This is a genomic window from Asticcacaulis machinosus (genome assembly GCF_028550435.1).
GTDB classification, from domain to species: Bacteria; Pseudomonadota; Alphaproteobacteria; order Caulobacterales; family Caulobacteraceae; genus Asticcacaulis; species Asticcacaulis machinosus.
The window spans coordinates 253,762-276,924 of the sequence record NZ_JAQQKV010000001.1 but is presented as its reverse complement, the minus strand read 5'-3'; the positions used below and the strand labels follow the sequence as shown (position 1 = coordinate 276,924).

Genomic DNA, 23,163 nt, shown 5'->3' with positions numbered 1-23,163 from the left:
GCCTTTATTGGCACTTTTTTAGTGTTCGGGCGTGTAAGCGCACCGCTCACATGAGTGGCAGAGTGCCAAATCTTACAAATACATGCAACAATAAGACGTTATTTGGTGAAAATAGGTATCGTAACGGCCAGAAAGAGCGTGAACATTTTGCGCCGCACCATAACAACATGCGACTACGCCGTATTTCAAAAACGGCAGTCAGCTTGAATTTACCGACTACGGCGTTTCGGTGTCTGGCTTACGATTTCAATGCTTTGGATCATACCGGGCCCAGCTACCTGGCCAAGTTCGGACATCATAACTTTTTTGAACCTTGCTTCGTCCAATACGTCACGTTTATCTGGCAGCGCAAAAGAGGTTTTGTAGGCGGCCTGCATAAGCTGATTGCGGAAATAGGGTTCTTTTTCGCGTAATTTGCTGACGTCAGCCTTGGCCGTAAGGTTCAATTTTACAGTCAAAAATATGTAATTTACGACGGACTGGTTTTCAAACACCGGGATGGCCACCGGTGCCAGTCTCACATAAGGATCACCCGCCTCAGCCGCGTCTTTTTTAGGCGCGCCCGCAGCATAAGAGGCCCCCGCCGAAAGCGATGTGACCGTTATAAAAGCAACGAGTGCAAATTTGTGAAAAGCCGACATAACGGACATTACATCCGATAATTATTGAGATTTAGTGTTCAGCTATGCACCCAACCGGTCTTTTCCATCTCAACAGGTTTACCGTCCGACAGCACAACGACCTGTCCCTGGCTTTTCGCCGGAACACATTCCCCGATGTCGACGAAACCCGCATTACACAAAGCTTTGGCGCGTTCACCCGACGCGGTACATAAAATCTGGTAATCATCACCGCCGCTAATCAGATCCAGCACACTGGCACCTAATGCTATGGCCGCCCGCGCCGCCCGTGACGTCGGCACCCGATTGAGGTCAATATCTATATCCACCCCTGATGTCTGAGCGATGTGAGCCGCATCAGCCACCAAACCATCTGAAATGTCCATTGAAGCGTGCGCATTGCCCCTTACCACGTCCGCCATATCAAGGCGCGGCTGAGGCAATTGATACGCATCAACTAATTCAGATTTAAATTCCGCCGACAGTGCCGAATATTCCCCCTGTAAGACTTTCAGGCCAAGATAGCCCTGACCGATGGGACCACTAACCAGCACCCGATCACCGGCTTTCGCGCCTACGCGCGCCACGGCCTGCCCCTTCGCTATGCGGCCAAACAGGGTTGCACTGACCATCAACGCCCCTGGCGTCGAAACCGTATCCCCCCCGAATAGTGCTACATTGAACTGCGCCTGATCAGCCTTAAGCCCTTTGGCAAAGGTTTGTTTGGCTTCAAACGGCAAACCCTGCGGCCAGGCCGTCAATAATTGATAACCATAAGGCACAGCGCCCTTGGCGGCCAAATCAGACAGGTTCACACGCAGCAGCTTTTGCGCGACCTTATCCAACGGATCAGTGTTTAAAAAATGCACCCCTTCGACCATAGCATCAGTGGTAACAACCAGATCATGCGTATTATCGGAAGGTAAGACCGCCACATCATCCCGCAATCCACGCGCCTCAGACGTTAGCCCCGCAAGGGGCCTGAACAATCTATCGATCACGCTGAATTCGGAATTATCCGTCATCTGACGTCGCGCGCTATACCATCAAGCGCGCCATTAACGAATTTCGCTTCGGTTTCACCGAAAAACGCCTTGGCGATTTCGACATATTCGTTGATCACGACTTCCTTACCAATATCTTTTCGGAAACCAAGTTCCCACGCCCCGGAACGCAGAATGGCTCGCAAGGTCGTATCGATACGATCCAGTCGCCACCCCGCAGCTAAGCGTTCTGCGATATTACGATCAATAGTCGATTGCTCTCTCACCACGGCGCGAAGACCTTCGGAAAAGAAATCGATATCGCCCTCACCCAAAGGCTCACCTTCCAGATCCCCGTCGAACCTGAAGTCAGAGAACTCCCGAACTATGGTCTCAACGCCCTGCTCGGTCAGTTCCATCTGATAGAGCGCCTGCACCAGAACGAGGCGGGCCACAGTGCGCGCCTGCTTGTCGCGGGCACTTAAGGTTTTGCCCTTAACTTCAGGTGTATTGAGGTGCTCCATCACCTCCTTAAGGCTTTGCGGCTTAGGGGACTCAGTCATGAACACCACCACCCAGCAAGGATTTACGCAGCGCAATCATATCAAGGCAAACCTTGGCCACTGTGCCGCCTTTATCACCTTCGGAACGTCGTGCCCGCACCCAGGCCTGATCTTCGTCTTCGACCGTCAGAATACCGTAACCAATCGCCAGACGCTGGTTCATCGACAGATCCATCAGGCCGCGGGCTGATTCCGTACAGACATAATCATAGTGGGTAGTATCTCCGCGAATAACGCAGCCCAGAGCCACGTAACCATCGTAGTGACGCCCTGTCGGACGATGTGCCGCATCTTCGGCCATAGCGATTGCCGCCGGCACTTCGAACGCCCCTGGCACCGTCACCACATCGTACTCAGCTCCATAGGCTTCAAGCGCGGATTTGGCACCGGCCAGAAGTTCATCAGAAATATCATCATAAAACCGGCTTTCGACGATCAGGATGCGCAAGGGTTGTTCTTGTGACAATAGATATTCCTCAAACTAAATTTCAAAGGCGAGCGGTTAGAAAATCAAGCCAGATTTTGCCAATCAACGATTGACAATCCGTAACCTTCCAGAGCTGCCGGTTTGGGTTTTGACGATGACAGGGCAATCATATCACGAACGCCAAGATCTAAAAGAATTTGCGCGCCAACGCCGTAATCACGAAGGCCACGTGCGCCAAGCCCTATGGTGTCATCAGAGGCAAACCGTGATGACAGAACCTTGGGGTCAGGGTCGCGCAACATGACCATCACCGACGGCCCGTCAAACGCTGATAATGCCTTCATCGCAGCTTCAACCAAATTGGGCCGCGATCCGCCACTTAAACCACCTAATACGTCCGAAGCGACATCAAGTTGGTGCATACGTACCAGAGTGGCCTGATGCGGCACCGGCTGGTGCTTGACCAGAGCGATATGCTCCGACTGATCAAGTCGGTTGCGGTACACAAACAGGCGGAAATTACCGCCCCACTGGCTCTGGAACGGCTTTTCGAGCACACGCTCAACAAAGCGCTCGGTGCGACGACGATAAGCGATCAGATCGGCAATCGTACCGATTTTCAGGCCATGAAGCTGGGCGAACTGTACCAGATCCGGCAAACGCGCCATCGTGCCGTCATCGTTCATGACTTCGCAAATGACACCGGCCGGATTAAGTCCGGCCATACGTGAAATATCGACGGCAGCTTCGGTATGACCGGCCCGTACCAGAACCCCCCCATCACGCGCGACCAGCGGGAACACATGGCCGGGACTGACGATATCGTGGGAATCCTTGGTCGGATCAACGGCCACAGCAATAGTCCGGGCCCGGTCATGGGCGGATATACCGGTCGTGACACCCTCTTTCGCCTCAATGGCCACCGTAAAGGCGGTTCCATTGCGGGCGCCATTATCCTGAGCCATTGGCGGAAGACGCAGTTGCTTAGCGCGCTCAGGCGTAATGGCAAGGCAGATGAGGCCACGGGCATGACGCGCCATAAAATTGATCATATCCGGTGTCGCCATCTGGGCCGGGATAATCACGTCGCCTTCGTTTTCCCGATCTTCGGCATCGACCAGAATATAGGGCCTGCCGTTACGCGCATCCTCAAGAATATCCTCGATCGGCGAGATGGGGCTCTCGTGATCTATGTTCGTCAGATCCGTTTGCGCTTTGTGCAGGGTCATAATCTTAAAGTCCTTCTAGGCGGAACCGTTACACAGTCTCACGCCATCTGGCGGCATAACGCGCCATGAGATCAATCTCAAGGTTTAGTTTACCCCCCTCACCGATTTGCGACAATGTCGTGTAAGCCCAGGTATGAGGAATGATATTCACGCCAAAGACATCGTCTTCGACTTCGTTGACGGTGAGCGATATCCCGTCCAGCGCAATCGAACCTTTCGGGGCGATATAACGATGCAAAGGCCGCGGCACCCGAATTTTCAGGCGATAGCTGTCGCCGTCTAGTTTTACGCTAACCAACTCACCCACGCCGTCGACATGACCGGCGACAATGTGGCCGCCCAGTTCATCACCAACTTTCAGCGCCCGCTCAAGATTGATTTTTTGCCCCATTTGCCATTGGCTTAGGGTGGTTAGGGACAGGGTTTCATTCGAAACATCAACGGTAAACCGATTAACTTCCTTACTCACCACAGTCAGACAGCACCCGGAGTGCGAAATTGACGCCCCCAGATCAACCCCACTCAGATCATAGGCCGTTCTGATTTCAAAGCGTGCGCCGCCGTCATGGCGATCCACGCCGACGACTTCGCCCATATCGGTGATAATACCCGTAAACATAAACTCTTGCCTTAGCTTAACTCGTAACTTTCCCAGAGATCATCCCCAACGGCCTGAACCCCGAGACGATTAAACCGGATCATGCCATTGATATCATCAATGCTGAGAAAACCGATAACTGACCGCGCGTCACCGCCTAAGATGGTAGCTGAGCGAAACCATTCAAGCCGGTCAACCAAACCGGCCTTTATAAAGGCTGTGGCAATCAGTCCCCCGCCCTCGATGAACAGCCGCTCAATACCAGCAGCGGCCAAAGCCTCCATAGCCTGAAGAATATCGACGCGCTGATGAAAGGAGGCAACCCTGATGACTTTCACGCCCGCCGCCAGAACCTCCGGATTAAGGTCGTGAGTGGTGACAACCCAGGTCGGGATCACGCGTGCTGTCTGAACCAGTTTGGAATGAAGCGGGATGCGGCCCTTGGAATCAAACACGATGCGGGTCGGCTGAAAGCCTTCATAGCCTTGCAAACGCACCGTCAGTTCCGGGTCATCCTTGATCACCGTCTCAATCCCCACCAGCACGGCATCATGCCCAGCCCTCAGTTCATGGACACACCGGCGCGCCTCCTCACCCGTAATCCAGCGACTCTGGCCAGATGCCGTTGCGATACGGCCATCCAGAGTCGTCGCCAGCTTAAGGGTGATAAAGGGGCGCTGCATCACGCATCATCGGTCGGTGACAGATCCTGCTCGCCTAAGCCCCGCTTAATCTCAACCGGGTCTTTCAGGGTCGGATTTCCCGGCGGACTGGCCGTCGGCACACTGACCTCAAAACCATCGTGATCAAGGCCTTCGTCGCCCAGGAAACGCGCAAAATCAGAGGTTTCCTTGAAATCACGATAAACCGACGCATAGCGGACATAGGCCACAACATCCAGTGACCGCAGGGCTTTCATGACCAGTTCACCGACCACATCCGAGTTGATATCGGTTTCGCCCATGCTTTCCAATTGGCGCACAATGCCTGACACCATCCGGTCAAGACGCTCCTGATCCACAGGTCGCTTGCGAAGCGCCAGTGAAATTGACCGCTCCAGCTTGGCGCGATCAAACGGCGTACGACGACCTGAGCGTTTGACAATCATCAAGTCGCGCAGTTGCACCCGCTCAAAGGTCGTAAAGCGACCACCACATTCATTACATGACCGGCGGCGGCGAATGGCTGCCCCATCCTCACTGGGACGGGAGTCTTTAACCTGGGTTTCAGGATTACCGCAGAAGGGGCAGCGCATCTCGACTCCGTTTTAGGCGTAGATTGGAAAACGCGCTGTCAGGGCCTTGACCTTTTCACGCACCGTTGCCTGCACCGTCAGATCGGGCTCACCACTATTGGAGGCCATACCGTCAACGACATCGGCAATCAGGTGACCGATCTCGCGGAACTCAGCCTCGCGGAACCCGCGCGTGGTGCCGGCCGGCGTCCCCAGACGTACACCCGAAGTAATGGTGAACGGCTGCGGGTCAAACGGAATACCGTTCTTGTTGCAGGTAATGCCCGCAGCTTCGAGTGCCGCTTCAGTTGCCTTACCGGTCTGGCCCTTGGGGCGCAGATCGACAGACATGACATGGCTGTCGGTGCCACCAGATACAATCGCCAGGCCGCGCTCGACCAGAACTTCGGCCAACACACGGGCATTGGCCACAACCTGAGCCGCATAGGCCTTGAATTCCGGCTGCAACGCCTCACCAAAGGCGACCGCCTTACCGGCAATGACGTGCATTAATGGCCCGCCTTGCAGGCCGGGGAATACCGCTGAATTGATTTTTTTGCCCAGCGCTTCATCGTTGGACAGGATCATGCCGCCGCGGGGCCCGCGCAGGGTTTTGTGCGTCGTGGTCGTCACCACATGAGCATGGGGAAGCGGATCAGGATACTGGCCACCCGCCACCAGACCGGCATAGTGTGCCATGTCCACAAACAGGTACGCGCCGATGCTGTCGGCGATCTCGCGGAAGCGCTTAAAGTCGATGTGACGGCTGTAATTCGATGCACCCGCGATGATCAGCTTGGGCTTGTGCTCCTTGGCCAGAGCTTCGACCTGATCCATATCAATCAGGTGATCATCCTCACGCACACCATAAGGAATAACCTTGAACCACTTGCCCGACTGGTTGGCCGGAGAGCCGTGGGTCAGGTGACCGCCGCAGGCCAGATCCATACCCATATAGGTGTCGCCAGGCTGAAGCAGGGTAAAGAACACCGCCTGATTGGCATTGGCGCCTGAATGGGGCTGCACATTGGCATAGGCGCAGTTGAACAGCTTCTTGGCACGCTCAATCGCCAGCTTTTCAACTTCGTCAACATACTCGCAGCCGCCATAGTAACGACGACCGGGATAGCCCTCGGCATATTTGTTGGTCAGAACTGAGCCTTGCGCCTCGAGCACAGCTTTTGAGACGATATTTTCCGACGCGATTAGTTCAATTTCATGCTGTTGGCGGTGAAGCTCACCATTAATCGCTTCCAGAACCGCCGTATCCGACTGTTCGAGCGAATTGTTGAAGTATCCTTGCGGGATAAACGATGCGGCCTGGGCGGGAGCGTTCACGGGCATGATCCTGTCATCTGAAGCAGCCGTATGTCAGTTGTGCGACATGCAGCCTGAAACCAAGCGTGTGTTAAACCTTAAGCTTGGTGATTCCAAGATAAAAAACCACCTATGTGGCGTTGCAGCACAAAGCTTTAAATGAATTTGCCGGGCTTGGCTGGTGGGGTTTGGCGACGAACGGCCAGTTTGTTCTGCAATTTCGTAATCGCCAGACTTTTGACCGCCGTCGGATTGCTGGCTGGCCCCATGGCGCTGACTTCCTCACCCGTCGCCGGATCGACAGCCGTGACCTTGAGATAGGCGCCTTTGCGATGATATTCCAGCAGCACTTCGGACATGGGCTATCCCTAATTCAGCGTACGCGTCTATTAAAAGCGCATCAGACCCAAATTCAAACCTTACGCAACGGCAGGCATACGCGCCACATTGCAGTGGCTCCACAGCTTATCCATGGCCGATACCAGTTCATCCATCATGGTATCGTCGTGATCCGGAGACGGCGTAAAGCGCAGACGCTCCGTCCCCTTGGGTACGGTTGGATAGTTGATCGGCTGCACATAGATCGAGAAATCATTGAGCAGCATGTCTGAAATCATCTTGCAATGATGGGCATGACCAACCAGAACCGGCACAATATGGCTGACAGACGGCAGAACCGGGATGCCGGCTTCACGAAAACGGCGCATAAGGGTTTGTGCGCGCTCCTGATGCGCGTCGCGGCGCTCATTGTGTTCTTTGAGCCAGCGCACAGACGCCGTGGCGCCGGCCATGACGGCGGGCGGCAAAGAGGTAGTGAAGATGAAGCCCGACGCCCACAAGCGGATGGCGTCCACCATAGCCGCAGACCCGGCGATATAGCCGCCCATCATGCCAAACGCCTTACCCAGCGTGCCTTCGATGATATCGATCTGATCCATGATCCCGTCGCGCTCGGCCACGCCGGCCCCGCGCTGACCGTAAAGACCGACCGCATGAACTTCATCGATATAGGTTAGCGCGCCGTATTTCTTAGCTAAAGCCACCGTACCGTGAATATCGGCAATATCGCCATCCATCGAATAAACCGACTCAAACGCAATCAGCTTTGGGGCATTGCTTGGTGCCGCTTTCAGCAGTTCTTCCAGATGCTCAAGATCGTTGTGGCGGAAGATATGACGCTCACCACCGCCATTACGGATACCGGCGATCATCGACGCGTGATTCAGGGCATCGGAAAAAACAATCAGTCCCGGCAGAATTTTATATAATGTCGTCAACGTAGCTTCGTTAGCGACATAACCCGATGTGAACACCAGAGCGGCCGGCTTTTGGTGCAGATCAGCCAACTCTGCTTCCAGCGCATTATGATACCATGTCGTGCCGGAAATATTACGCGTCCCACCAGAACCGGAACCGGCTTCGTCAATAGCCTTGTGCATAGCCTCAAGCACAACCGGGTTTTGGCCCATGCCCAGATAGTCGTTAGAACACCAGACGGTTACGTCCTGAGAAACACCATCGGGCTTAATCCAGGTTGCGCGTGGAAACTGACCATTATGACGCTTGAGGTTAGCAAACACGCGGTAACGACCTTCCGAGCGGACGGTTTCAACAGCGGCCTCAAAAGCGGCATTATAGTCCATTATTTAAATCTCCGACGCTGCACACAGCGCTTACGCCTTGCATTTCTGGCGCGCATATAAGGGTATAAATCGCGCCTGACCAGCCCCTGACCTAAGACATAGAGCTGAAACATTTCTCTTTGATCATAATATTAGGTTAAATTCCACGATTTATGTAGGGCTAAATGACGCACCCCTAAAATAAGCTCCTCATTTTATTGAATTTGAGAACCATTATCATAGACGTGTTCATTGTTCTTTTTCGAGGCATTTTAACGTCGTTGGTCACGACGGGCCTATCTCAAATGATCTTAAAATAAGGGTGCGATGTATCACGGTTTGCATTTTCATCAATTATTTGCCATGATGGTCGCTTATTCCTGCGTGTCGTGGAAGGAAATCAAGAATGATAACCGATCACCATCGTCCAGAAGCCTCCGGCATTTTGACGCATCTCGGTATCCAAAACACGTTAGGTGGCCGCAACAGCGCATCTTCAAAGGCGACATCAGAAGCCGATGAACGTAATCTGGCGTTTCTGGTCTATGGCCTATTGTTTGTCAGCCCGTTTTCTCTCGGTCTGACCGCACTTATCGCCGCCGTTATCGCCTATATGCGAAAATCGCAAATCAAGAACTACATCACCAGCCACTACGCCTATCAAATTCGCAATTTCTGGGTCGTGTTCGTCCTCTGGTCAATGGCCACATTCATTGCTCTGATTTGCACAGTTTTTCTGACCTACACCATTATCCAGATTTTTATGACCCAATATGATGTGACGGACTGGCGAACCTTAGACATCAATCTCAACGAACTTGATACCTCCAAAATACCCGTTGTTTCCATTATTACCGCCGCTTCTGGCTTTATTGTTTCTGCCTTTTTTACCCTGATCGCGACCCTGTGGATTTTGACCACCTCTACGGTCGGCTTTCTTCGCCTCATCAAGCACAAATGTATTGGCAAGGACATTTTTCAGGCCTATGCCGACTGCAAAACCGGCAACTGATCTTCCAATTTTGAGTTTTTAAATGACCTTTGTTCCTGTTACGGGAGCCTACCCGTTTGCACGTCCCCGTCGCCTGCGTCAAAATGGCTGGATCAGGGATCTGGTGCAGGAACATACGCTTTTAGCCTCAGACCTTATCTGGCCCATATTTGTTCATGACCGCGATATTGCCCGTGACCCGATCGGATCGCTCAAGGGCATCGATCGCCTCAGTATCTCTGAAACCGTGAAAGAGGCCAAAGCCGCCCGTGATCTGGGTATAAAGGCATTGGCGCTGTTCCCACATATTGATGAACGCAAACGCTTTAGCGATGGGCGGGCTGCCCTTGATCGGCAAGGCATTATTCCTCTGGCCTGCCGCGCTATTAAGGCCGCAGTGCCGGATATTGGTTTGATTGTCGATGTCGCGCTTGATCCCTATACCGATCATGGCCACGACGGGCTTCTGATCAACGATAAGATCGACAATGATGCGACGATTGACGCCCTGATCGAACAGGCCGCGGTTCAATATGAAGCCGGTGCCGATATTATTGCACCTTCGGACATGATGGATGGCCGCATCGGCGCAATACGGCAGGCTCTGGAGGCCCGCGGCCATAAGGACGCGCTGATTATGTCCTATGCCGCCAAATTTGCCTCGGCCTTCTACGGCCCCTACCGCGACGCCATCGGCGTTAAGGCTTTGAAAGGCGATAAAAAAACCTACCAGATGAATTCGGCCAATACTGACGAAGCCCTGCGCGAAGTTGCCCTTGATATTCAGGAAGGCGCGGATATGGTCATGGTTAAACCGGGCCTGCCCTATCTCGACATCGTCTGGCGTGTAGCCGATACGTTTAAAGTGCCAACCTTTGCCTATCAGGTGTCCGGCGAATATGCGATGATCAAGGCTGCCAGCGATCAGGGCTTACTCGATCACGAACGGGCCGTGCTGGAAAGCCTCACGGCCTTTAAGCGCGCCGGCGCGTCAGGGATTTTGACTTATTTTGCCAAGGACGTGGCTGAGAAGCTCAACAAGTAATGGCCTTGGGGCCGCTGGCCCCAAACCCCGAAAATTAAGACTTTGTGCGACGGGCTTCTAACCGCGCATGAAGCGATGAGGTATCCCAGCGCTTCCCTCCTATAGCCTGCACTTCCGAATAGAACTGATCAACCAGAGCGGCGACCGACAGATGTGCACCATTTGAGCGCGCCTCATCCAGCGCAATGCCTAAATCCTTACGCATCCAATCGACCGCAAACCCGAAATCATATTTATCCGCCGCCATACTCGCCCAGCGGTTTTCCATCTGCCATGATCCGGCCGCCCCCTTGGAGATCGCGTCAAACACCAGCGCCGAATCAAGGCCGGCCGATTTAGTAAAATGCAGGGCCTCAGCCACCCCTTGCACAGCCCCGGCAATAGCGATCTGGTTGGCCATCTTGGCCAATTGTCCCGCCCCAGCCTCGCCAATATGGGTAACGCTTTTGGCATAGAATTTAAAAACAATCTGCGCGCGCTCTACGGCGTTGGTGCTGCCGCCCACCATAATGGATAACTGGCCATTTACGGCCCCCGCCTGCCCACCCGATACCGGCGCATCAACAAATTCTACTCCTTTTGAAGCACATGTTTCAAAAAGCTCTCGCGCCAGTTTAGCCGATGTCGTTGTATGGTCGATGATCAAACCGCCCGACGGCATAACGCTCACAGCGCGCGTTACAAGTCCGCGCACATCATTGTCGTTGCCCACACACAACACCAGAATATCCGAATTACTGACCGCACGCTCAAAGTCCGTCTCAATCGGCGCGCCATGAGTTTCAGCCCAGGCCTGCGCCTTATCGTGGCTACGATTATAGCCAGTAACAGCCAAACCCGCTTTCAGCAAATGCCCGGCCATAGGCCAGCCCATAACGCCTAAGCCTGCAAATACTAATTTCATGAGCCACCTTAACCGAACATGTGGGTTTGACCGTAACGGCCACGGAAAAACGTCAACCCCTCACCTGCACCATAATCGTAAGCCTCTACCTGACCCGTGATTACTAGATGGTCACCCACTGCGCGGGTATCGTAGGTCGTGCACGATAGCCAACCAATGACTTTTTTCAAACGTAAGGGATGATCCAGCGTCAACAGGCCTTCATGGTTCCCGATAGCCGCGTCACCGCGCGCAAACCGATCTGAGAAGTCTCGCTGATCACTACTGAGGATATTTATATCGAAAGTCGTAGCACCTGCGAAAATATCATAACGCTCACAGCGCTTATCGAGGCACCATAGCACCAGGGGCGGATCCAGAGATACCGAGGTAAATGAGTTGGCCGTAAGCCCGATCACCTCATCGCCATGACAGGTTGTGATAACGCACACACCCGTCGCGAATGCCCCCAGAACATGGCGCAGCGGCGGTTTTTGAGTCACGGCAGTCTCCGACGATCATAACAAGATAAACTCTATGGACTGAGACCTTGGCCCACGTCAAACCAAAGCGTAAAAACAAGCTCCCTCAACCCCCTGTTAACTATAAACACGCTAAACAAAATCAGAGTTTCAGTGCCCGAAAGATAGCGCATGGCTAACCGCGACGCCCCCGTCGTCATCAAAAAGGTCAAAAAGGTCGTCGGCGGCGGGCACCACGGCGGCGCCTGGAAAGTCGCCTATGCTGACTTTGTGACCGCCATGATGGCGTTTTTTCTGTTGATGTGGCTGATCAACACGACAAGCCCTGAGCAAAAGCGCGGCGTGGCTGATTATTTTGCTCCCGCCAGCGTATCGTCATCCTCAAACGGCGCCGGCGGCATTTTGGCTGGCACCGCCATAGGTGACGAAGGCGTCCAGAGCGCAGGCGCTATGGCCTTCATTGAACAAATGGCCCCTGAAGCGCCGAACGTTCAGGATCGTGACGGACAATCCACAACGTCTGGTGATTTGTCGAAATCGAGCGAAGATGATCTGCGCGAAGAACTTCAGAAACGCGAAGAAGAGTCATTCCGCAGCGCGGCCGAATCCTTGCGTCAGGCCCTCCAGGATATGCCGGAATTGGCGGAACTGTCGAAAAATATCCTGATTGACCAGACACCCGAAGGTTTGCGGGTTCAACTGATTGATCAGGAAGGCCGATCAATGTTTGATGCCGGTTCTGTCCGCCCGAATGAGCGCGCGCGAACCCTGCTGAGAGCGGTTGCGAAGATCGTCAATCAATTACCTAACCGAGTATCAATTACCGGCCACACATCTGCAAGTATGGGGGGAGGAGCCGAAAAAGACTGGGCATTGTCGGCTCAACGTGCCGATGCGTCACGTGCCATTCTTCAGGGTGCCGGGGTCGATCAGGATCGAATCGCTCAGGTTTCCGGTAAGGCCGCTAAGGAGCCGCTTTATCCGGACGATCCTACCCTGGCCGGAAATCGCCGTATCGCTATTATTTTACTACGAGAAGCTCCGGTTTTACCAGATAACCCTTCACTTTAGACTGAATATGGGGTCTCATACGATCATTAACGGCTGTCGTATCAGGGAACACCAGTAGAGTGTCATGAGTGAACATTTTCCGGGTCGAAAACTCAGATATTACCTGACCATACCCGGTCCCTGCCCCTATTTGCCGAATCTGGAAGAGCGTAAGGTGTTTGTACACCTGCCACCTCTCGAAGCTATCAGCATTAATGATCAATTGTCGGCAATTGGCTTCAGACGATCACAAAACATTGCCTACCGCCCGGCCTGTCATAACTGCAACGCCTGTCAGTCGGTACGCATCCCGGTTAATGAGTATATCTTTTCAAAAACCGACCGCCGCATAACCAAGCGTAATGCCGATGTGACCAAATCGTTCGTTGAAGCTGAGGCCAGCCGGGAACAATATGAGTTGTTGCAGCGTTACCTTAAATCGAGACACCCTGACGGCGGCATGATGGATATGACTTGGCCAGATCTGGTGGCCATGATCGAAGACACCTTGGTGCGCACACACATTATCGAATACCGCATTGAGGGCCGCCTGATTGGATGTGTTCTGGTCGATGCGCTAAATGATGGTTTGTCGCTGGTTTATAGTTTTTATGATCCGGATCTGATGAGCCGCTCACTCGGCCGGTTTATCATCCTCGACCATATCGGTCAGGCCCTCAAGGTCGGCTACCCCTATGTCTATTTAGGCTACTGGGTGAAGGGTAGCCCTAAGATGGATTATAAATCCAGCTACCGCCCGCTTGAAGGCCTGAGCGACGGCGGTTGGCAGCGTATCAGATCATAGCCACGACATGACGGCGGCATAGTTGTGCCAGATAAACGCACACAACCATACAAAGCAGCGACAACCCACCAATAAAGCTCAGCAACATATTCATGCCAATGTGGGTTAAAATCCACGCACCAATAGCGGGTGTAACCGCCTGCATTCCCAAACTAATGCGGCGCAAACGCCCCATCAGCAGCGGATAACGTACAGGCCCAAAAATCGCCAGAGGCACGGTGCCAGTAGTTATCGACACGACGCCCAAACCGGCGCCATAGATAATAAGCGCCGGCGTATTCAGGCCTGTTCCGAATATGATTAGCCCTAAAGCCGCTGCGACGCCTAACACACCTAAGGTCATAGACAGGTAAGGCGGCCATCTGCGGCCAATCGTGAGTTCAACCAGACGCGACACCACCTGCGACGGCCCGACCAGCGCACTTAAGGCCACGGCTGCCGTCGAAGACAATCCCCGGCTTTGCAAAATGGTGTGCATATGCACCGACATCATGGCGACAATCGCCATTTCGCAGGTGATAACAAAGCCTAATGCTATGTAGATCGCACGCTCATTAGGCTCAGGGGTTATTTTCGCCAACGCGCTTACATCATTTGGCGCCGTCGCATCCTTGGGCCGAGGCAGCAGCCACAGATATATTGGTAAACATACGATAAGATGCAGGGCTGCAAACACCTGACAGGCTACTCTCCAGCCGAAATTAACCTGCAAATATTCACTGAGTGGCCAGAATACAGTCGACGCAAAGCCGCCCCACAGTGCAATCTGAATGATGAGCGACCTAGCAGATTGACCGAAAATTCGCCCTACGGCTCCAAAGGCTGAGTCGTATAGCCCAGCCCCCATGCCGAGCCCCATCACGGCCCACGCGGCTACGTAAATGATCAAATGCTCCGACAAAGAAACCGTCGCCAATCCACTTGCAAACAACAATGAACTTGCAGCCAGTACATAGTGCCCATAGCCTGCGCCGATATACCGCCCAGCCAGTGGAGCAATTGCAGCAGATACCAGGACTCCGATCGAATACCCCCCAACCACCCACCCCAGTGACCAGCCAGTGTCTCTGACAATCGGTACTGCCAGAACTGTCAAAAGATATAATGACGTCCCAAATGCTATGAGTTGGCACAAGCCAACACCTGACACCACAGTAAAGCGATGAATACGATCTGGCTGCAAACTTAGGAATGGGATTGCCATGACTTCGCCATAGGCAAATCTTCAGGCTTAGGCAATATCCTGTTATCCCAACAGGGATGAAAAACCCTGACCGGCACTATAGGCGGCGTAGGCGAGAATGCTGAAATAGGTTAGAGTCGCCAGAACAAAGCCATAGCCGACAACAACCAACACGCCATCGCGCTGAACCATGCCAATCGACATCAGCAGGATTGCCACACCTGGTAAGGTATTTGAAAATGGGATGAAGCCTAAGGGCAACATCAGAAGCAAGGCCGAAAACATCAGCACAAGGCCATTGATCCGATTCATAATGGCGCCCGTTGAAAACACCAAAAGACGCGGTTGAACGAAGCGGTCGATTTTAGAAACGATCTTTACGCCTTTTTCCAATACCGGAACCAGTTTCAGGGTTTCCAGTTCACGATCAAGAATTTTACTGGGCAGCCAAGGCAAGCGGTTGAGCGTGATCGCCAGGCTGATCAAAAGAATGGCGACACCAAACACTGTACTGACACCCGGAATAGATACGGGCAGCAAAAACGGCAGAGTCAGAAGCGCACACAGCAACAGGAATCCCTGCTCACCGATACGGCTGATAAGTTCACGTAAAGTCACTGACTTACCATCAATCATCGTGATGGTTTGGCTCAGCATATCGCTAACCTTAACGGACGTATCTTTAAAACCGGCAAACTCGCTCACGGCGGCATCCCCATACTGATGGTGCATTGCAACATATAAAATCTGCGCCATCAATATACAATTGCCTTACCGTGTAATGCGGCAAGTCTTAGAGGGATTTAAGCCACACTGTCAGTTAGGGCGTAGCTTTCTCAGGCCCCGCGGGGCAATACGCCCAACCGATGCCCGCCGCCCGGCATAGTCCTTAAAGTCCTTGAAATCACGGGCTTTACCGGAGCCATCATACCAAATTACGGGCTGTGTGGAATCAAAAGTGGTAATGTCTCGGACCCCGCCATCCTTGTAACCCTGAAGCTTGACGCCCTTACCGCGTGCCATTTCCGGCAGTTCAGCCACCGGATAGATCAGAAGCTTATTGTTCTCACCCAGGATCATTATCTGATCGCCGGTTACAGGCAGGGTCGCGAAGGCTTCGGTGCCATCAACGTTCAACACCTGTTTACCGGCTTTTTTATTGGCCAGTGCATCTTCTTCGTTCATGATAAAGCCATAGCCGTTCTTCGATACCATAAGCCGTTTCTGGCCAGGCACGTGAGCGAAAATTGTCATTATCTTGGCCGACTCTTCAATATCGAGCATCAACCGCAGTGGCTCACCATGTCCACGCGCCGACGGCAGCTTGTCACAGCCCAGCGTCAGGAAGCGACCATCCGACGTCATGATCAATAACTTGTCGGTCGTAAACGCAGGGATAAGGAACGCGTGCTGATCCCCCTCTTTGAACTTCAGTTCACTTGGATCTTCGACACGGCCCTTAGCCGCACGGATCCAGCCGCGCTCTGACAGGATGACGGTAATTGGCTCTTTCGGCAGATAGGATTCAATCGCCGCCACTTCGATTCCTTGAGGCGCTTCGGCAAATGTCGTGCGGCGCGGCGATAAAAGCTGCTTACGGACTTCGCTTAACTGCTCATCAATCCGCTTCCACTGCTTCTTTTCGGAGCCCAGCAAGGCCAGCAGACCGTCGCGTTCTTTGGCGAGCTTATCGTGTTCATTCTGGATCGCCATTTCCTCAAGCCGCGCCAACTGACGCAAACGCGTATCAAGAATGTAATCGACCTGAGCCTCGCTAAGCGCAAAGCGCGCCATCAATGTATCACGCGGCTTTTCATCCTCGCGGATAATGCGAATGACCTCATCCAGATTGAGGAACGCGATCATCAAACCATCAAGGACGTGCAGGCGCTTTTCGATGCGTTCCAGACGCCAGTTCGACTGACGCACCAGCACTACACGCCGGTGATCAAGGAAAGCCACCAAACATGGCTTAAGCCCCATCACGCGCGGCGCGCCGGAAGCATCCAACACATTGATATTAATGGCAAACCGCGTTTCCAGATCGGATACCCGAAACAGGCTCTCCATCAGAACTTCAGGTTCGATATTGCGCGTTTTAGGCTCAAGAATCAGACGGATTTCTTCGTCCGACTCATCACGAACATCGCCCAAAAGCGGCGCCTTCTTGGCTTCGATCAGATCAGCCAGTTGTTCAATCAGGCGCGACTTTTGCACCTGATAAGGAATTTCGGTAATTTTGATGCGCCAGTTTCCGCGCCCCAGATCCTCAACTTCATAACGCGCCCGAGTCCGCAATGATCCGCGCCCGGTTTCATAGGCCTCACGTATAGTCTCAGGGCGTTCAACGCAAATACCGCCGGTCGGAAAATCCGGCCCCAGAACGAACTGCATCAAAGCTGCTGTGTCTGCATGAGGGCTCTCGATCAGCAGCTTACAGGCATCGATCAGTTCTGACACATTGTGCGGCGGGATCGAGGTTGCCATACCGACCGCGATTCCGGTCGCACCATTGGCCAGAAGGTTCGGGAATCCTGCCGGCAAGATAACCGGTTCTTCGTCCTGATTGTCATAGGTCGGACGAAAATCAACGGCATTTTCATCAATACCGTCCAGCAACAGCATGGCGGCCGCCGTCATTTTACATTCAGTATAGCGCATGGCGGCCGCAGAATCGCCGTCGATGTTGCCAAAGTTCCCCTGACCATCGACCATGGGATAGCGCTGCGCAAACCACTGCGCCATCCGCACCAGCGCGTCATAGATCGACTGATCGCCATGCGGGTGGAAGTTACCCATAACCTCACCGACCACCTTGGCGCACTTACGCGCTGCCGATTGCGGGTTCAATCGCATGTTGTGCATGGCATAGAGCACACGCCGATGCACAGGCTTTAAGCCATCACGCACATCAGGCAAGGCCCGGTGCATAATCGTGGACAAGGCATAGGCCAGATAACGGCGCGACAGGGCTTCGCCCAGGTCTTCGTTCAGTATCCGCCCACCGGCGTCTTCGGGAATCACTACATCACTCATGGGAATGCAGATTAAAGCGCATCCCCTGCATTAGCAAAGGCATCCCGTTAAATTATGGGGATTGTAGGTCTAAAACAGTGCGTCAACCGCACTCTGGGCGTCGGTTTCAGAAGGCTTGACCCGGCCATGGATATGCGAATCCATCTCCGTGACCAGTTCCTTCATCTCTGCCAAACGGGTTTCGAGCTCTTCATGGGCTACAGGCGTTTCCAGCGATGACAGCAATATCTGGATAGACGACTCAAACGTATCCAGTGCCTTGTCACAGCAGTCATCAAAGGCGGCACGGACTTCAACCGGTGCTGTTTGATAGGCTCCGACCACCACGTCCTTTTGCTCAAACCCTGATTTCTCAAAATGACTGACATAGTCCCGGCGCTGCCAGTCCATCAGTTCCTCAGCCATGTCAGGCATGTCCATGCCCATTTCAAACAGCATAATGGCTTCGTTGAACAGGTTGAGGTAGTCCGTAGCCAATCCGGTCGCCGGATTGACATTGGCCTCACGCAGTTGCTGTTCGCTATAAGTCATCAAGATTTAGAAATCCGCCGCCAGATTATAATTAACATAACTATGACATGTGAGTGGTTACCAAAGGGTGGATTTCATAAAGCAACCAACCTCACAGCCCCATGGACGCTCACATATAGCCTGCATCACTCAGGGTTTGCATAAGGCGCACACGAACCTCCGGCAAGGGTTTATTGAGCGGATGAAACACGTTCCGCTCCAGAAAGTGCCCGGTAAGTTCAAGGCCAAGGCCTATATCGCCAGCTTGAACACCGCCTTGAGATGACAGCATGAACATGGGCAGTTTCAGGAGCTTATCCTTGTAAGCTTCACCGGCACTTCGGCTTACAGCCCGTCCTGATCGCGGGCTGACATAGATAAGATCATCGCGTTCATGGGTGACGGCGCAGGCTGACAGATCAAGCCCGAAACCTAGTTCTTCCAACAGACCGGCCTCGAATCGCACATAAACGGCCGGCCATATCTCAGGATGCGGCAGAATCATCATCAGCGCCGACAAGGCATGGTAGGCCCCCGCGTGAGGCTCACGTTCCGGCAGGCAATACTGTGTCATCATGCAGGCCGCCTGAAGGCCGGTCAGGGCCAAAGGATCATCCAGAAAGGCTGACGCCCCCTCGCCCAAAGGCTCAAGGGTAGCACTTCCCAACTGATCGTGTGAGCGCGTCCGGTAACTGAACTCAACATGCGCACCAGCCTGAAGGTAAGGCTTGATACGGCGCGACGCCCCCCCCGCAATATGGGCGGCGATATGGCCATGTTCATGGGTCAGCACGTGGACAATGGCGCCGGTCTCACCATGACTGCGGGCGCTTAAGACATAGGCCTCATCGACAAACTGCACGGGCTTAAGCCTCAAACTCCAGGCCGAACTGTGTATAAAGCGCACGGTCGTCGGTCCAGCGCTCATTCACCTTAACGTGCAGGAACAGGTGCACCGGACGATCGAGCAGTTTCGATAACTCCTCGCGTGACTTTTGGCCGATCCACTTCAGGGTCTGGCCATTTTTACCCAACACAATGGCCCGCTGACCATCGCGCTCCACAAAAATGACCTGCTCTATCCGCGCCGAACCATCAGGCAAATCCTTGAACTCAGTCGTCGATACCGCCGCGGAATAAGGCAGTTCTTCGTGAACGCGCAGAAACAGTTTTTCGCGGGTGATTTCAGCGGCCAAAATACGTGCCGGGGCATCGGCGGCTTGGTCTTCAGGGTATAGCCAGTGCCCTAGCGGCATCTTATTCGCCAGAGACTCTTTCAGGTCTGCAACGCCAAGGCCTTTTTCGGCAGAAATCATAAAGACCTCATCGAAAATGTCAGCCTTATAAAGGGTGTCGACCAGCGCCAGCAGGTTATCGCGCTTAAGCATATCGATCTTATTGACCACCAAAGTGGCACGGGTGTTCGATTGTTTAAGACCCTCGATAATCGCCGCCACATCTTCGACGGCGCGGTGATCAGCGGCCGTAGCTTTGGGCGTATCGGCGGACGGATGCTCAACCGCGATCTGGGCCGGTGCATCAATCAGCAGCACCACATGATCGGCGTCTTCAGCCCCGCCCCAGGCCGATTTAACCATAGCGCGATCCAACCTGCGACGCGGCTTGAAGATACCTGGCGTGTCCACCAGCACGATCTGAGCATCGCCGTGCATGGCAATGCCGCGCACCGGAAAGCGCGTCGTCTGAACCTTTTGGGTGACGATCGATACTTTTGAACCGACCAGTTGATTGACCAGGGTTGATTTGCCGGCATTGGGTGCGCCGATAATGGCCACAAAACCGGCACGATGGGAGGAATTTGGTTCGGTCACGCTAAGCCTTCACGTTCGATAAAGCCAAGGGCGGCCGCTTTTTCAGCATCTTGCCGCGATCGCCCGGTGGCGGATTGAGAGGGGTGCCCGTCGACAGTCACTTCGATAGTAAAGACCGGAGCGTGGTCGGGGCCTGATCGGTTAATTATAGAATATTTCGGCAGGGCCTTTTGTTTTGAGGCGGCCCATTCCTGTAGATAAGATTTCGGGTTGATACGCACGCTGTTGCCGGACGCCTGCATCCGCTCAGTCCACAACGGCTTGAACAAACGCACCACGCCCTCAAACCCGGCCTCGATATAAATAGCCGCAATCAGCGCTTCACACGCATCACCCAAAATCGTGAGGTTCTCACGCCCGCCGCTTTTGGTCTCCCCAGCCGCCAAGCGTAGCGCTGGACCGACACCTAAATTTTTGGCGACTTCGGCACAGGTTTCGCGACTGACCAAACTGTGGAATCGTCGCGACAGCTCCCCTTCGCTGGCGTCAGGAAAGGCCTCCATCAGGGCTTCGGACACCATTAACGCCAGCACCCGATCGCCCAAAAACTCAAGGCGCTCATTGTCAGCGATCTTGCGCGCACCCTCGGCTACGCTGGCGTGTGTAAGCGCCAGATCGAGTAAGGTCTTGTCCTTAAATTCGTAACCCAATTGCGCCTCAAGGGCGCTGAGGGCGGATCGTCTCAGGTTCATAGGGCGTCAGATACACCAATCCCACGCCAAAGAAAACAAAACCCTCAATTTACTTAAGGGATTTGAACAGGCGATCCCAGCGCAGGTTCAACCAGGTCCAAGGTTTCCAGATCGAGGAACCCTCTTTCCACGATACCAGCACGATGGTGGCGCGCCCTTCGAGGTTTTCAGCCGGCACAAAGTCAACACCCGGCTGAATTGGATCATCCATAGCGTAGCGACTGTCGATCGAATTGTCGCGGTTGTCGCCCATCATGAAGTAATGATCAGCCGGCACGATATATTCCGGCGTATCATCCGCCGGGCCATCGGTGCGCAGATCCTGCATGGCGTGAGTTGAACCGTCCGGCAGGGATTCCTCATACTTGGTGGCGTACTGGCTATCATAGCTGATCTGCGGCATCACCGGCCCCAGATTCTTAGCCGGCACCGGGATGTCATTGATATAAAGCTGGTTATGGCGCATCTGAACGCGGTCACCTGGAACACCGACGACACGCTTAATGTAATCCACCTTTGGATTACGCGGCAGCTTGAAGACGACAATATCGCCGCGTTTAGCTGCTTTTTCCATGATCCGGCCCTTGATGAACGGCAGCGGCCACTGGAACGAATATTTGGAATAGCCGTAATCCCACTTAGAGACCACGATGTAGTCGCCTTCGTAAAGGTTAGGCTCCATCGATGCTGACGGGATCGTAAACGGTTGAAAAAACAGAGTGCGAAACACGAGCGTGATCAGCAGCGCATAGATGACCGTCTTGATGATCTCACTGGTTTCTTCTTTGGCGCCGCCGGTGGCACTGCTCCCCTTGCTCGTTGCCATATCGTCCTCGACCACCTTGTCTTCCGCGCTCATAGTATTGCCCCGTTACCTTGCGCCTCACCTAACCACAGATTATGGCAAGGGCAAGGCTTCAATCACCGCATAGGCGCTGGCATAGGGCCATTCGTCGCTCAATGACAAGTGGATGTGATAATTATGACCGGGCTTGACCAGCGACGTCATGCGCTCCAGCGCGCCCCGATGCAGGATGATTTCGGGCTTACCCGCAGCATTATTAAACACTTCGATATCGATAAATCGAAACCCGCTAATGCCGGTGCCAAGCGCTTTGGCCACAGCCTCCTTGGCCGCAAAGCGCTTGGCGTAAGATAAGACTGGTTTAGCATGCCCCTGTGCGCGGGCTTGTTCGTCAGCGGTGAATATCCGGTTGAGAAATTTTTCCCCGAAATTCTCGATCGACTGCTCAATCCGGCGCGTATCAACCAGGTCATTGCCGATACCGACGATCATCTGGAAGGCAACCCTCTGGCCGCATCCATCAGCAAGCGCATCTTGTGGATCGAGGTTTCAAGGCCGGTAAAAATCGCCTCACCGATCAGAAAATGGCCAATGTTCAGTTCTTTTACCTGCGGGATTTGAGCAATCGCCGTCACCGTATCATAATCAATGCCGTGGCCCGCATGAACCTCGATACCAGCCTTATGCGCCATATCAGCCGCCAGCCTTAAGGCTTTCAATTCTTTTTCATAAACTGCCATATCGCCTTCGCGGAATGCGTCGCACAAGGCACCGGTGTGGAACTCAACCACCGGCGCTTTAATAGCCTCAGCCGCCGACACCTGAGCCGGGTCTGTGGCAATAAACAGCGATGAACGCACGCCCGCCTTTGATAAACGCGCGACAGCGGCCCCAATATCATCCACCCGCCCAGCCACATCCAGACCGCCTTCGGTCGTGCGCTCCTGCCTGCGCTCAGGCACCAGACAGGCCGCATGGGGTCGCAGAGTTTCGGCCAGAGACAGCATCTCTTCGGTCACCGCCATCTCAAAATTGAGCGGTGTATTCAGTTCGTTACAAAGGTCGGCTAAGGCCGAAATGTCACCGTCACGCACATGGCGGCGATCCTCACGCAGGTGGGCTGTGATCCCGTTTACGCCTGCCGCAATCGCCAACCGCGCCCCCCGAACCGGATCAGGACTATGGCCGCCACGGGCGTTGCGCACGGTCGCGATGTGATCAATGTTCAGGCCTAAGCGAATACGCTGCGACATGGC

Annotated in this window: 26 protein-coding genes and 1 pseudogene; 4 read left to right on the top strand and 23 right to left on the bottom strand. The window is 53.8% G+C overall.

From position 1 onward, the window contains the following. Nucleotides 1–209 precede the first annotated feature (209 nt). The 11 genes and pseudogenes from PQU98_RS01300 to hemA form a co-directional block, all read right to left on the bottom strand. Entirely contained in the window at nucleotides 210–641 is a 432-nt protein-coding gene (locus tag PQU98_RS01300) for a hypothetical protein (protein WP_272743076.1), read from the bottom strand. 38 nt (nucleotides 642–679) lie between these two features. Beyond that, nucleotides 680–1,645: a thiamine-phosphate kinase gene (thiL, locus tag PQU98_RS01295; protein WP_272743075.1), complete on the bottom strand. Its 966-nt coding sequence runs from the start codon at nucleotides 1,643–1,645 to the stop codon at nucleotides 680–682. Further along, nucleotides 1,642–2,166, bottom strand: a complete 525-nt coding sequence (gene nusB, locus PQU98_RS01290; protein WP_272743074.1) for a transcription antitermination factor NusB — start codon at nucleotides 2,164–2,166, stop codon at nucleotides 1,642–1,644. Before nusB ends, thiL begins: the two co-directional genes overlap by 4 nt. Beyond that, nucleotides 2,159–2,632 (bottom strand): 6,7-dimethyl-8-ribityllumazine synthase, encoded by a 474-nt coding sequence (locus tag PQU98_RS01285; RefSeq protein WP_272743073.1) that lies wholly within the window; start codon nucleotides 2,630–2,632, stop codon nucleotides 2,159–2,161. The genes nusB and PQU98_RS01285 overlap by 8 nt, the downstream gene beginning before the upstream one ends. 44 nt (nucleotides 2,633–2,676) lie before the next feature. Continuing rightward, nucleotides 2,677–3,822, bottom strand: coding sequence for a 3,4-dihydroxy-2-butanone-4-phosphate synthase (gene ribB, locus PQU98_RS01280; RefSeq protein ID WP_272743072.1), 1,146 nt, complete (start codon nucleotides 3,820–3,822; stop codon nucleotides 2,677–2,679). A gap of 28 nt (nucleotides 3,823–3,850) precedes the next feature. Then, on the bottom strand, nucleotides 3,851–4,441 hold the full coding sequence (locus PQU98_RS01275) for a riboflavin synthase (RefSeq protein WP_272743071.1): 591 nt from the start codon (nucleotides 4,439–4,441) through the stop codon (nucleotides 3,851–3,853). Nucleotides 4,442–4,452: 11 nt separating this feature from the next. Continuing rightward, nucleotides 4,453–5,103 carry a bifunctional diaminohydroxyphosphoribosylaminopyrimidine deaminase/5-amino-6-(5-phosphoribosylamino)uracil reductase RibD gene (gene ribD / locus PQU98_RS01270; RefSeq protein WP_272743070.1) on the bottom strand — a complete coding sequence of 217 codons (651 nt, stop codon included), beginning with the start codon at nucleotides 5,101–5,103 and terminating at the stop codon, nucleotides 4,453–4,455. 107 nt (nucleotides 5,104–5,210) lie between these two features. Beyond that, nucleotides 5,211–5,675: pseudogene (nrdR, locus tag PQU98_RS01265) on the bottom strand (transcriptional regulator NrdR); the annotation flags it as partial. 12 nt (nucleotides 5,676–5,687) lie between these two features. Next, nucleotides 5,688–6,992, bottom strand: coding sequence for a serine hydroxymethyltransferase (glyA, locus tag PQU98_RS01260; RefSeq protein ID WP_272743069.1), 1,305 nt, complete (start codon nucleotides 6,990–6,992; stop codon nucleotides 5,688–5,690). 134 nt (nucleotides 6,993–7,126) lie between these two features. Beyond that, nucleotides 7,127–7,330, bottom strand: coding sequence for a DUF6898 family protein (locus tag PQU98_RS01255; protein WP_272743068.1), 204 nt, complete (start codon nucleotides 7,328–7,330; stop codon nucleotides 7,127–7,129). Between the two features lie 60 nt (nucleotides 7,331–7,390). After that, nucleotides 7,391–8,614, bottom strand: coding sequence for a 5-aminolevulinate synthase (hemA, locus tag PQU98_RS01250; protein ID WP_272743067.1), 1,224 nt, complete (start codon nucleotides 8,612–8,614; stop codon nucleotides 7,391–7,393). 385 nt (nucleotides 8,615–8,999) lie between these two features. Between hemA and PQU98_RS01245 the strand changes: the two genes are divergently transcribed. Further along, on the top strand, nucleotides 9,000–9,605 hold the full coding sequence (locus tag PQU98_RS01245) for a hypothetical protein (RefSeq protein ID WP_272743066.1): 606 nt from the start codon (nucleotides 9,000–9,002) through the stop codon (nucleotides 9,603–9,605). 22 nt (nucleotides 9,606–9,627) lie between these two features. Further along, complete coding sequence (gene hemB, locus PQU98_RS01240) at nucleotides 9,628–10,629, top strand: porphobilinogen synthase (RefSeq protein ID WP_272743065.1); 1,002 nt, start codon at nucleotides 9,628–9,630, stop codon at nucleotides 10,627–10,629. Nucleotides 10,630–10,663: 34 nt separating this feature from the next. On the opposite strand, the gene PQU98_RS01235 is transcribed toward hemB, so the two are convergent. After that, nucleotides 10,664–11,533: an NAD(P)-dependent oxidoreductase gene (locus PQU98_RS01235; RefSeq protein ID WP_272743064.1), complete on the bottom strand. Its 870-nt coding sequence runs from the start codon at nucleotides 11,531–11,533 to the stop codon at nucleotides 10,664–10,666. An 8-nt stretch (nucleotides 11,534–11,541) separates the two neighbouring features. Next, nucleotides 11,542–12,015 (bottom strand): flavin reductase family protein, encoded by a 474-nt coding sequence (locus PQU98_RS01230; protein ID WP_272743063.1) that lies wholly within the window; start codon nucleotides 12,013–12,015, stop codon nucleotides 11,542–11,544. Nucleotides 12,016–12,165: 150 nt separating this feature from the next. Here PQU98_RS01230 and PQU98_RS01225 point away from each other — a divergent pair, with 150 nt between their 5' ends. Next, nucleotides 12,166–13,065, top strand: coding sequence for a flagellar motor protein MotB (locus PQU98_RS01225; RefSeq protein ID WP_272743062.1), 900 nt, complete (start codon nucleotides 12,166–12,168; stop codon nucleotides 13,063–13,065). 64 nt (nucleotides 13,066–13,129) lie between these two features. Continuing rightward, the gene (locus PQU98_RS01220) at nucleotides 13,130–13,849 is read left to right on the top strand and encodes an arginyltransferase (protein WP_272743061.1); all 720 of its coding nucleotides are present in this window, start codon (nucleotides 13,130–13,132) and stop codon (nucleotides 13,847–13,849) included. On the opposite strand, the gene PQU98_RS01215 is transcribed toward PQU98_RS01220, so the two are convergent. From PQU98_RS01215 to PQU98_RS01170, 10 genes are all read right to left on the bottom strand, one after another. Further along, nucleotides 13,839–15,053: an MFS transporter gene (locus tag PQU98_RS01215; protein ID WP_272743060.1), complete on the bottom strand. Its 1,215-nt coding sequence runs from the start codon at nucleotides 15,051–15,053 to the stop codon at nucleotides 13,839–13,841. The two genes, PQU98_RS01220 and PQU98_RS01215, sit on opposite strands and share 11 nt — an antisense overlap. Before the next feature lie 42 nt (nucleotides 15,054–15,095). Next, complete coding sequence (locus PQU98_RS01210) at nucleotides 15,096–15,788, bottom strand: exopolysaccharide biosynthesis protein (RefSeq protein WP_272743059.1); 693 nt, start codon at nucleotides 15,786–15,788, stop codon at nucleotides 15,096–15,098. 60 nt (nucleotides 15,789–15,848) lie between these two features. Next, nucleotides 15,849–18,068, bottom strand: a complete 2,220-nt coding sequence (gene parC, locus PQU98_RS01205; protein ID WP_272743058.1) for a DNA topoisomerase IV subunit A — start codon at nucleotides 18,066–18,068, stop codon at nucleotides 15,849–15,851. A gap of 69 nt (nucleotides 18,069–18,137) precedes the next feature. Beyond that, on the bottom strand, nucleotides 18,138–18,599 hold the full coding sequence (locus PQU98_RS01200; RefSeq protein ID WP_272743057.1) for a hypothetical protein: 462 nt from the start codon (nucleotides 18,597–18,599) through the stop codon (nucleotides 18,138–18,140). Between the two features lie 109 nt (nucleotides 18,600–18,708). Further along, on the bottom strand, nucleotides 18,709–19,440 hold the full coding sequence (recO, locus tag PQU98_RS01195) for a DNA repair protein RecO (protein ID WP_272744466.1): 732 nt from the start codon (nucleotides 19,438–19,440) through the stop codon (nucleotides 18,709–18,711). Nucleotides 19,441–19,444: 4 nt separating this feature from the next. Further along, nucleotides 19,445–20,410 carry a GTPase Era gene (gene era, locus PQU98_RS01190; RefSeq protein WP_272743056.1) on the bottom strand — a complete coding sequence of 322 codons (966 nt, stop codon included), beginning with the start codon at nucleotides 20,408–20,410 and terminating at the stop codon, nucleotides 19,445–19,447. Beyond that, on the bottom strand, nucleotides 20,407–21,102 hold the full coding sequence (rnc, locus tag PQU98_RS01185) for a ribonuclease III (RefSeq protein WP_272743055.1): 696 nt from the start codon (nucleotides 21,100–21,102) through the stop codon (nucleotides 20,407–20,409). Before rnc ends, era begins: the two co-directional genes overlap by 4 nt. Nucleotides 21,103–21,151: 49 nt before the next feature. Further along, complete coding sequence (gene lepB / locus PQU98_RS01180; RefSeq protein WP_272743054.1) at nucleotides 21,152–21,961, bottom strand: signal peptidase I; 810 nt, start codon at nucleotides 21,959–21,961, stop codon at nucleotides 21,152–21,154. A gap of 39 nt (nucleotides 21,962–22,000) precedes the next feature. Then, a complete protein-coding gene (gene acpS, locus PQU98_RS01175; RefSeq protein ID WP_272743053.1) occupies nucleotides 22,001–22,399 on the bottom strand; it encodes a holo-ACP synthase in 399 nt (132 codons plus the stop codon). Continuing rightward, nucleotides 22,396–23,160, bottom strand: coding sequence for a pyridoxine 5'-phosphate synthase (locus PQU98_RS01170; protein WP_272743052.1), 765 nt, complete (start codon nucleotides 23,158–23,160; stop codon nucleotides 22,396–22,398). Before PQU98_RS01170 ends, acpS begins: the two co-directional genes overlap by 4 nt. Between the last annotated feature and the right edge of the window lie 3 nt (nucleotides 23,161–23,163).

Bases quoted from the DNA above. Each gene is read 5' to 3' on its own strand.
- PQU98_RS01300 (WP_272743076.1), bottom strand. From the start codon at position 641: ATGTCGGCTTTTCACAAATTTGCACTCGTTGCTTTTATAACGGTCACA.
- thiL (WP_272743075.1), bottom strand. From the start codon at position 1,645: ATGACGGATAATTCCGAATTCAGCGTGATCGATAGATTGTTCAGGCCC.
- nusB (WP_272743074.1), bottom strand. From the start codon at position 2,166: ATGACTGAGTCCCCTAAGCCGCAAAGCCTTAAGGAGGTGATGGAGCAC.
- ribB (WP_272743072.1), bottom strand. From the start codon at position 3,822: ATGACCCTGCACAAAGCGCAAACGGATCTGACGAACATAGATCACGAG.
- PQU98_RS01275 (WP_272743071.1), bottom strand. From the start codon at position 4,441: ATGTTTACGGGTATTATCACCGATATGGGCGAAGTCGTCGGCGTGGAT.
- ribD (WP_272743070.1), bottom strand. From the start codon at position 5,103: ATGCAGCGCCCCTTTATCACCCTTAAGCTGGCGACGACTCTGGATGGC.
- PQU98_RS01255 (WP_272743068.1), bottom strand. From the start codon at position 7,330: ATGTCCGAAGTGCTGCTGGAATATCATCGCAAAGGCGCCTATCTCAAG.
- hemA (WP_272743067.1), bottom strand. From the start codon at position 8,614: ATGGACTATAATGCCGCTTTTGAGGCCGCTGTTGAAACCGTCCGCTCG.
- PQU98_RS01245 (WP_272743066.1), top strand. From the start codon at position 9,000: ATGATAACCGATCACCATCGTCCAGAAGCCTCCGGCATTTTGACGCAT.
- hemB (WP_272743065.1), top strand. From the start codon at position 9,628: ATGACCTTTGTTCCTGTTACGGGAGCCTACCCGTTTGCACGTCCCCGT.
- PQU98_RS01235 (WP_272743064.1), bottom strand. From the start codon at position 11,533: ATGAAATTAGTATTTGCAGGCTTAGGCGTTATGGGCTGGCCTATGGCC.
- PQU98_RS01225 (WP_272743062.1), top strand. From the start codon at position 12,166: ATGGCTAACCGCGACGCCCCCGTCGTCATCAAAAAGGTCAAAAAGGTC.
- PQU98_RS01220 (WP_272743061.1), top strand. From the start codon at position 13,130: ATGAGTGAACATTTTCCGGGTCGAAAACTCAGATATTACCTGACCATA.
- PQU98_RS01215 (WP_272743060.1), bottom strand. From the start codon at position 15,053: ATGGCAATCCCATTCCTAAGTTTGCAGCCAGATCGTATTCATCGCTTT.
- PQU98_RS01210 (WP_272743059.1), bottom strand. From the start codon at position 15,788: ATGGCGCAGATTTTATATGTTGCAATGCACCATCAGTATGGGGATGCC.
- parC (WP_272743058.1), bottom strand. From the start codon at position 18,068: ATGAGTGATGTAGTGATTCCCGAAGACGCCGGTGGGCGGATACTGAAC.
- PQU98_RS01200 (WP_272743057.1), bottom strand. From the start codon at position 18,599: ATGACTTATAGCGAACAGCAACTGCGTGAGGCCAATGTCAATCCGGCG.
- rnc (WP_272743055.1), bottom strand. From the start codon at position 21,102: ATGAACCTGAGACGATCCGCCCTCAGCGCCCTTGAGGCGCAATTGGGT.
- lepB (WP_272743054.1), bottom strand. From the start codon at position 21,961: ATGAGCGCGGAAGACAAGGTGGTCGAGGACGATATGGCAACGAGCAAG.
- acpS (WP_272743053.1), bottom strand. From the start codon at position 22,399: ATGATCGTCGGTATCGGCAATGACCTGGTTGATACGCGCCGGATTGAG.
- PQU98_RS01170 (WP_272743052.1), bottom strand. From the start codon at position 23,160: ATGTCGCAGCGTATTCGCTTAGGCCTGAACATTGATCACATCGCGACC.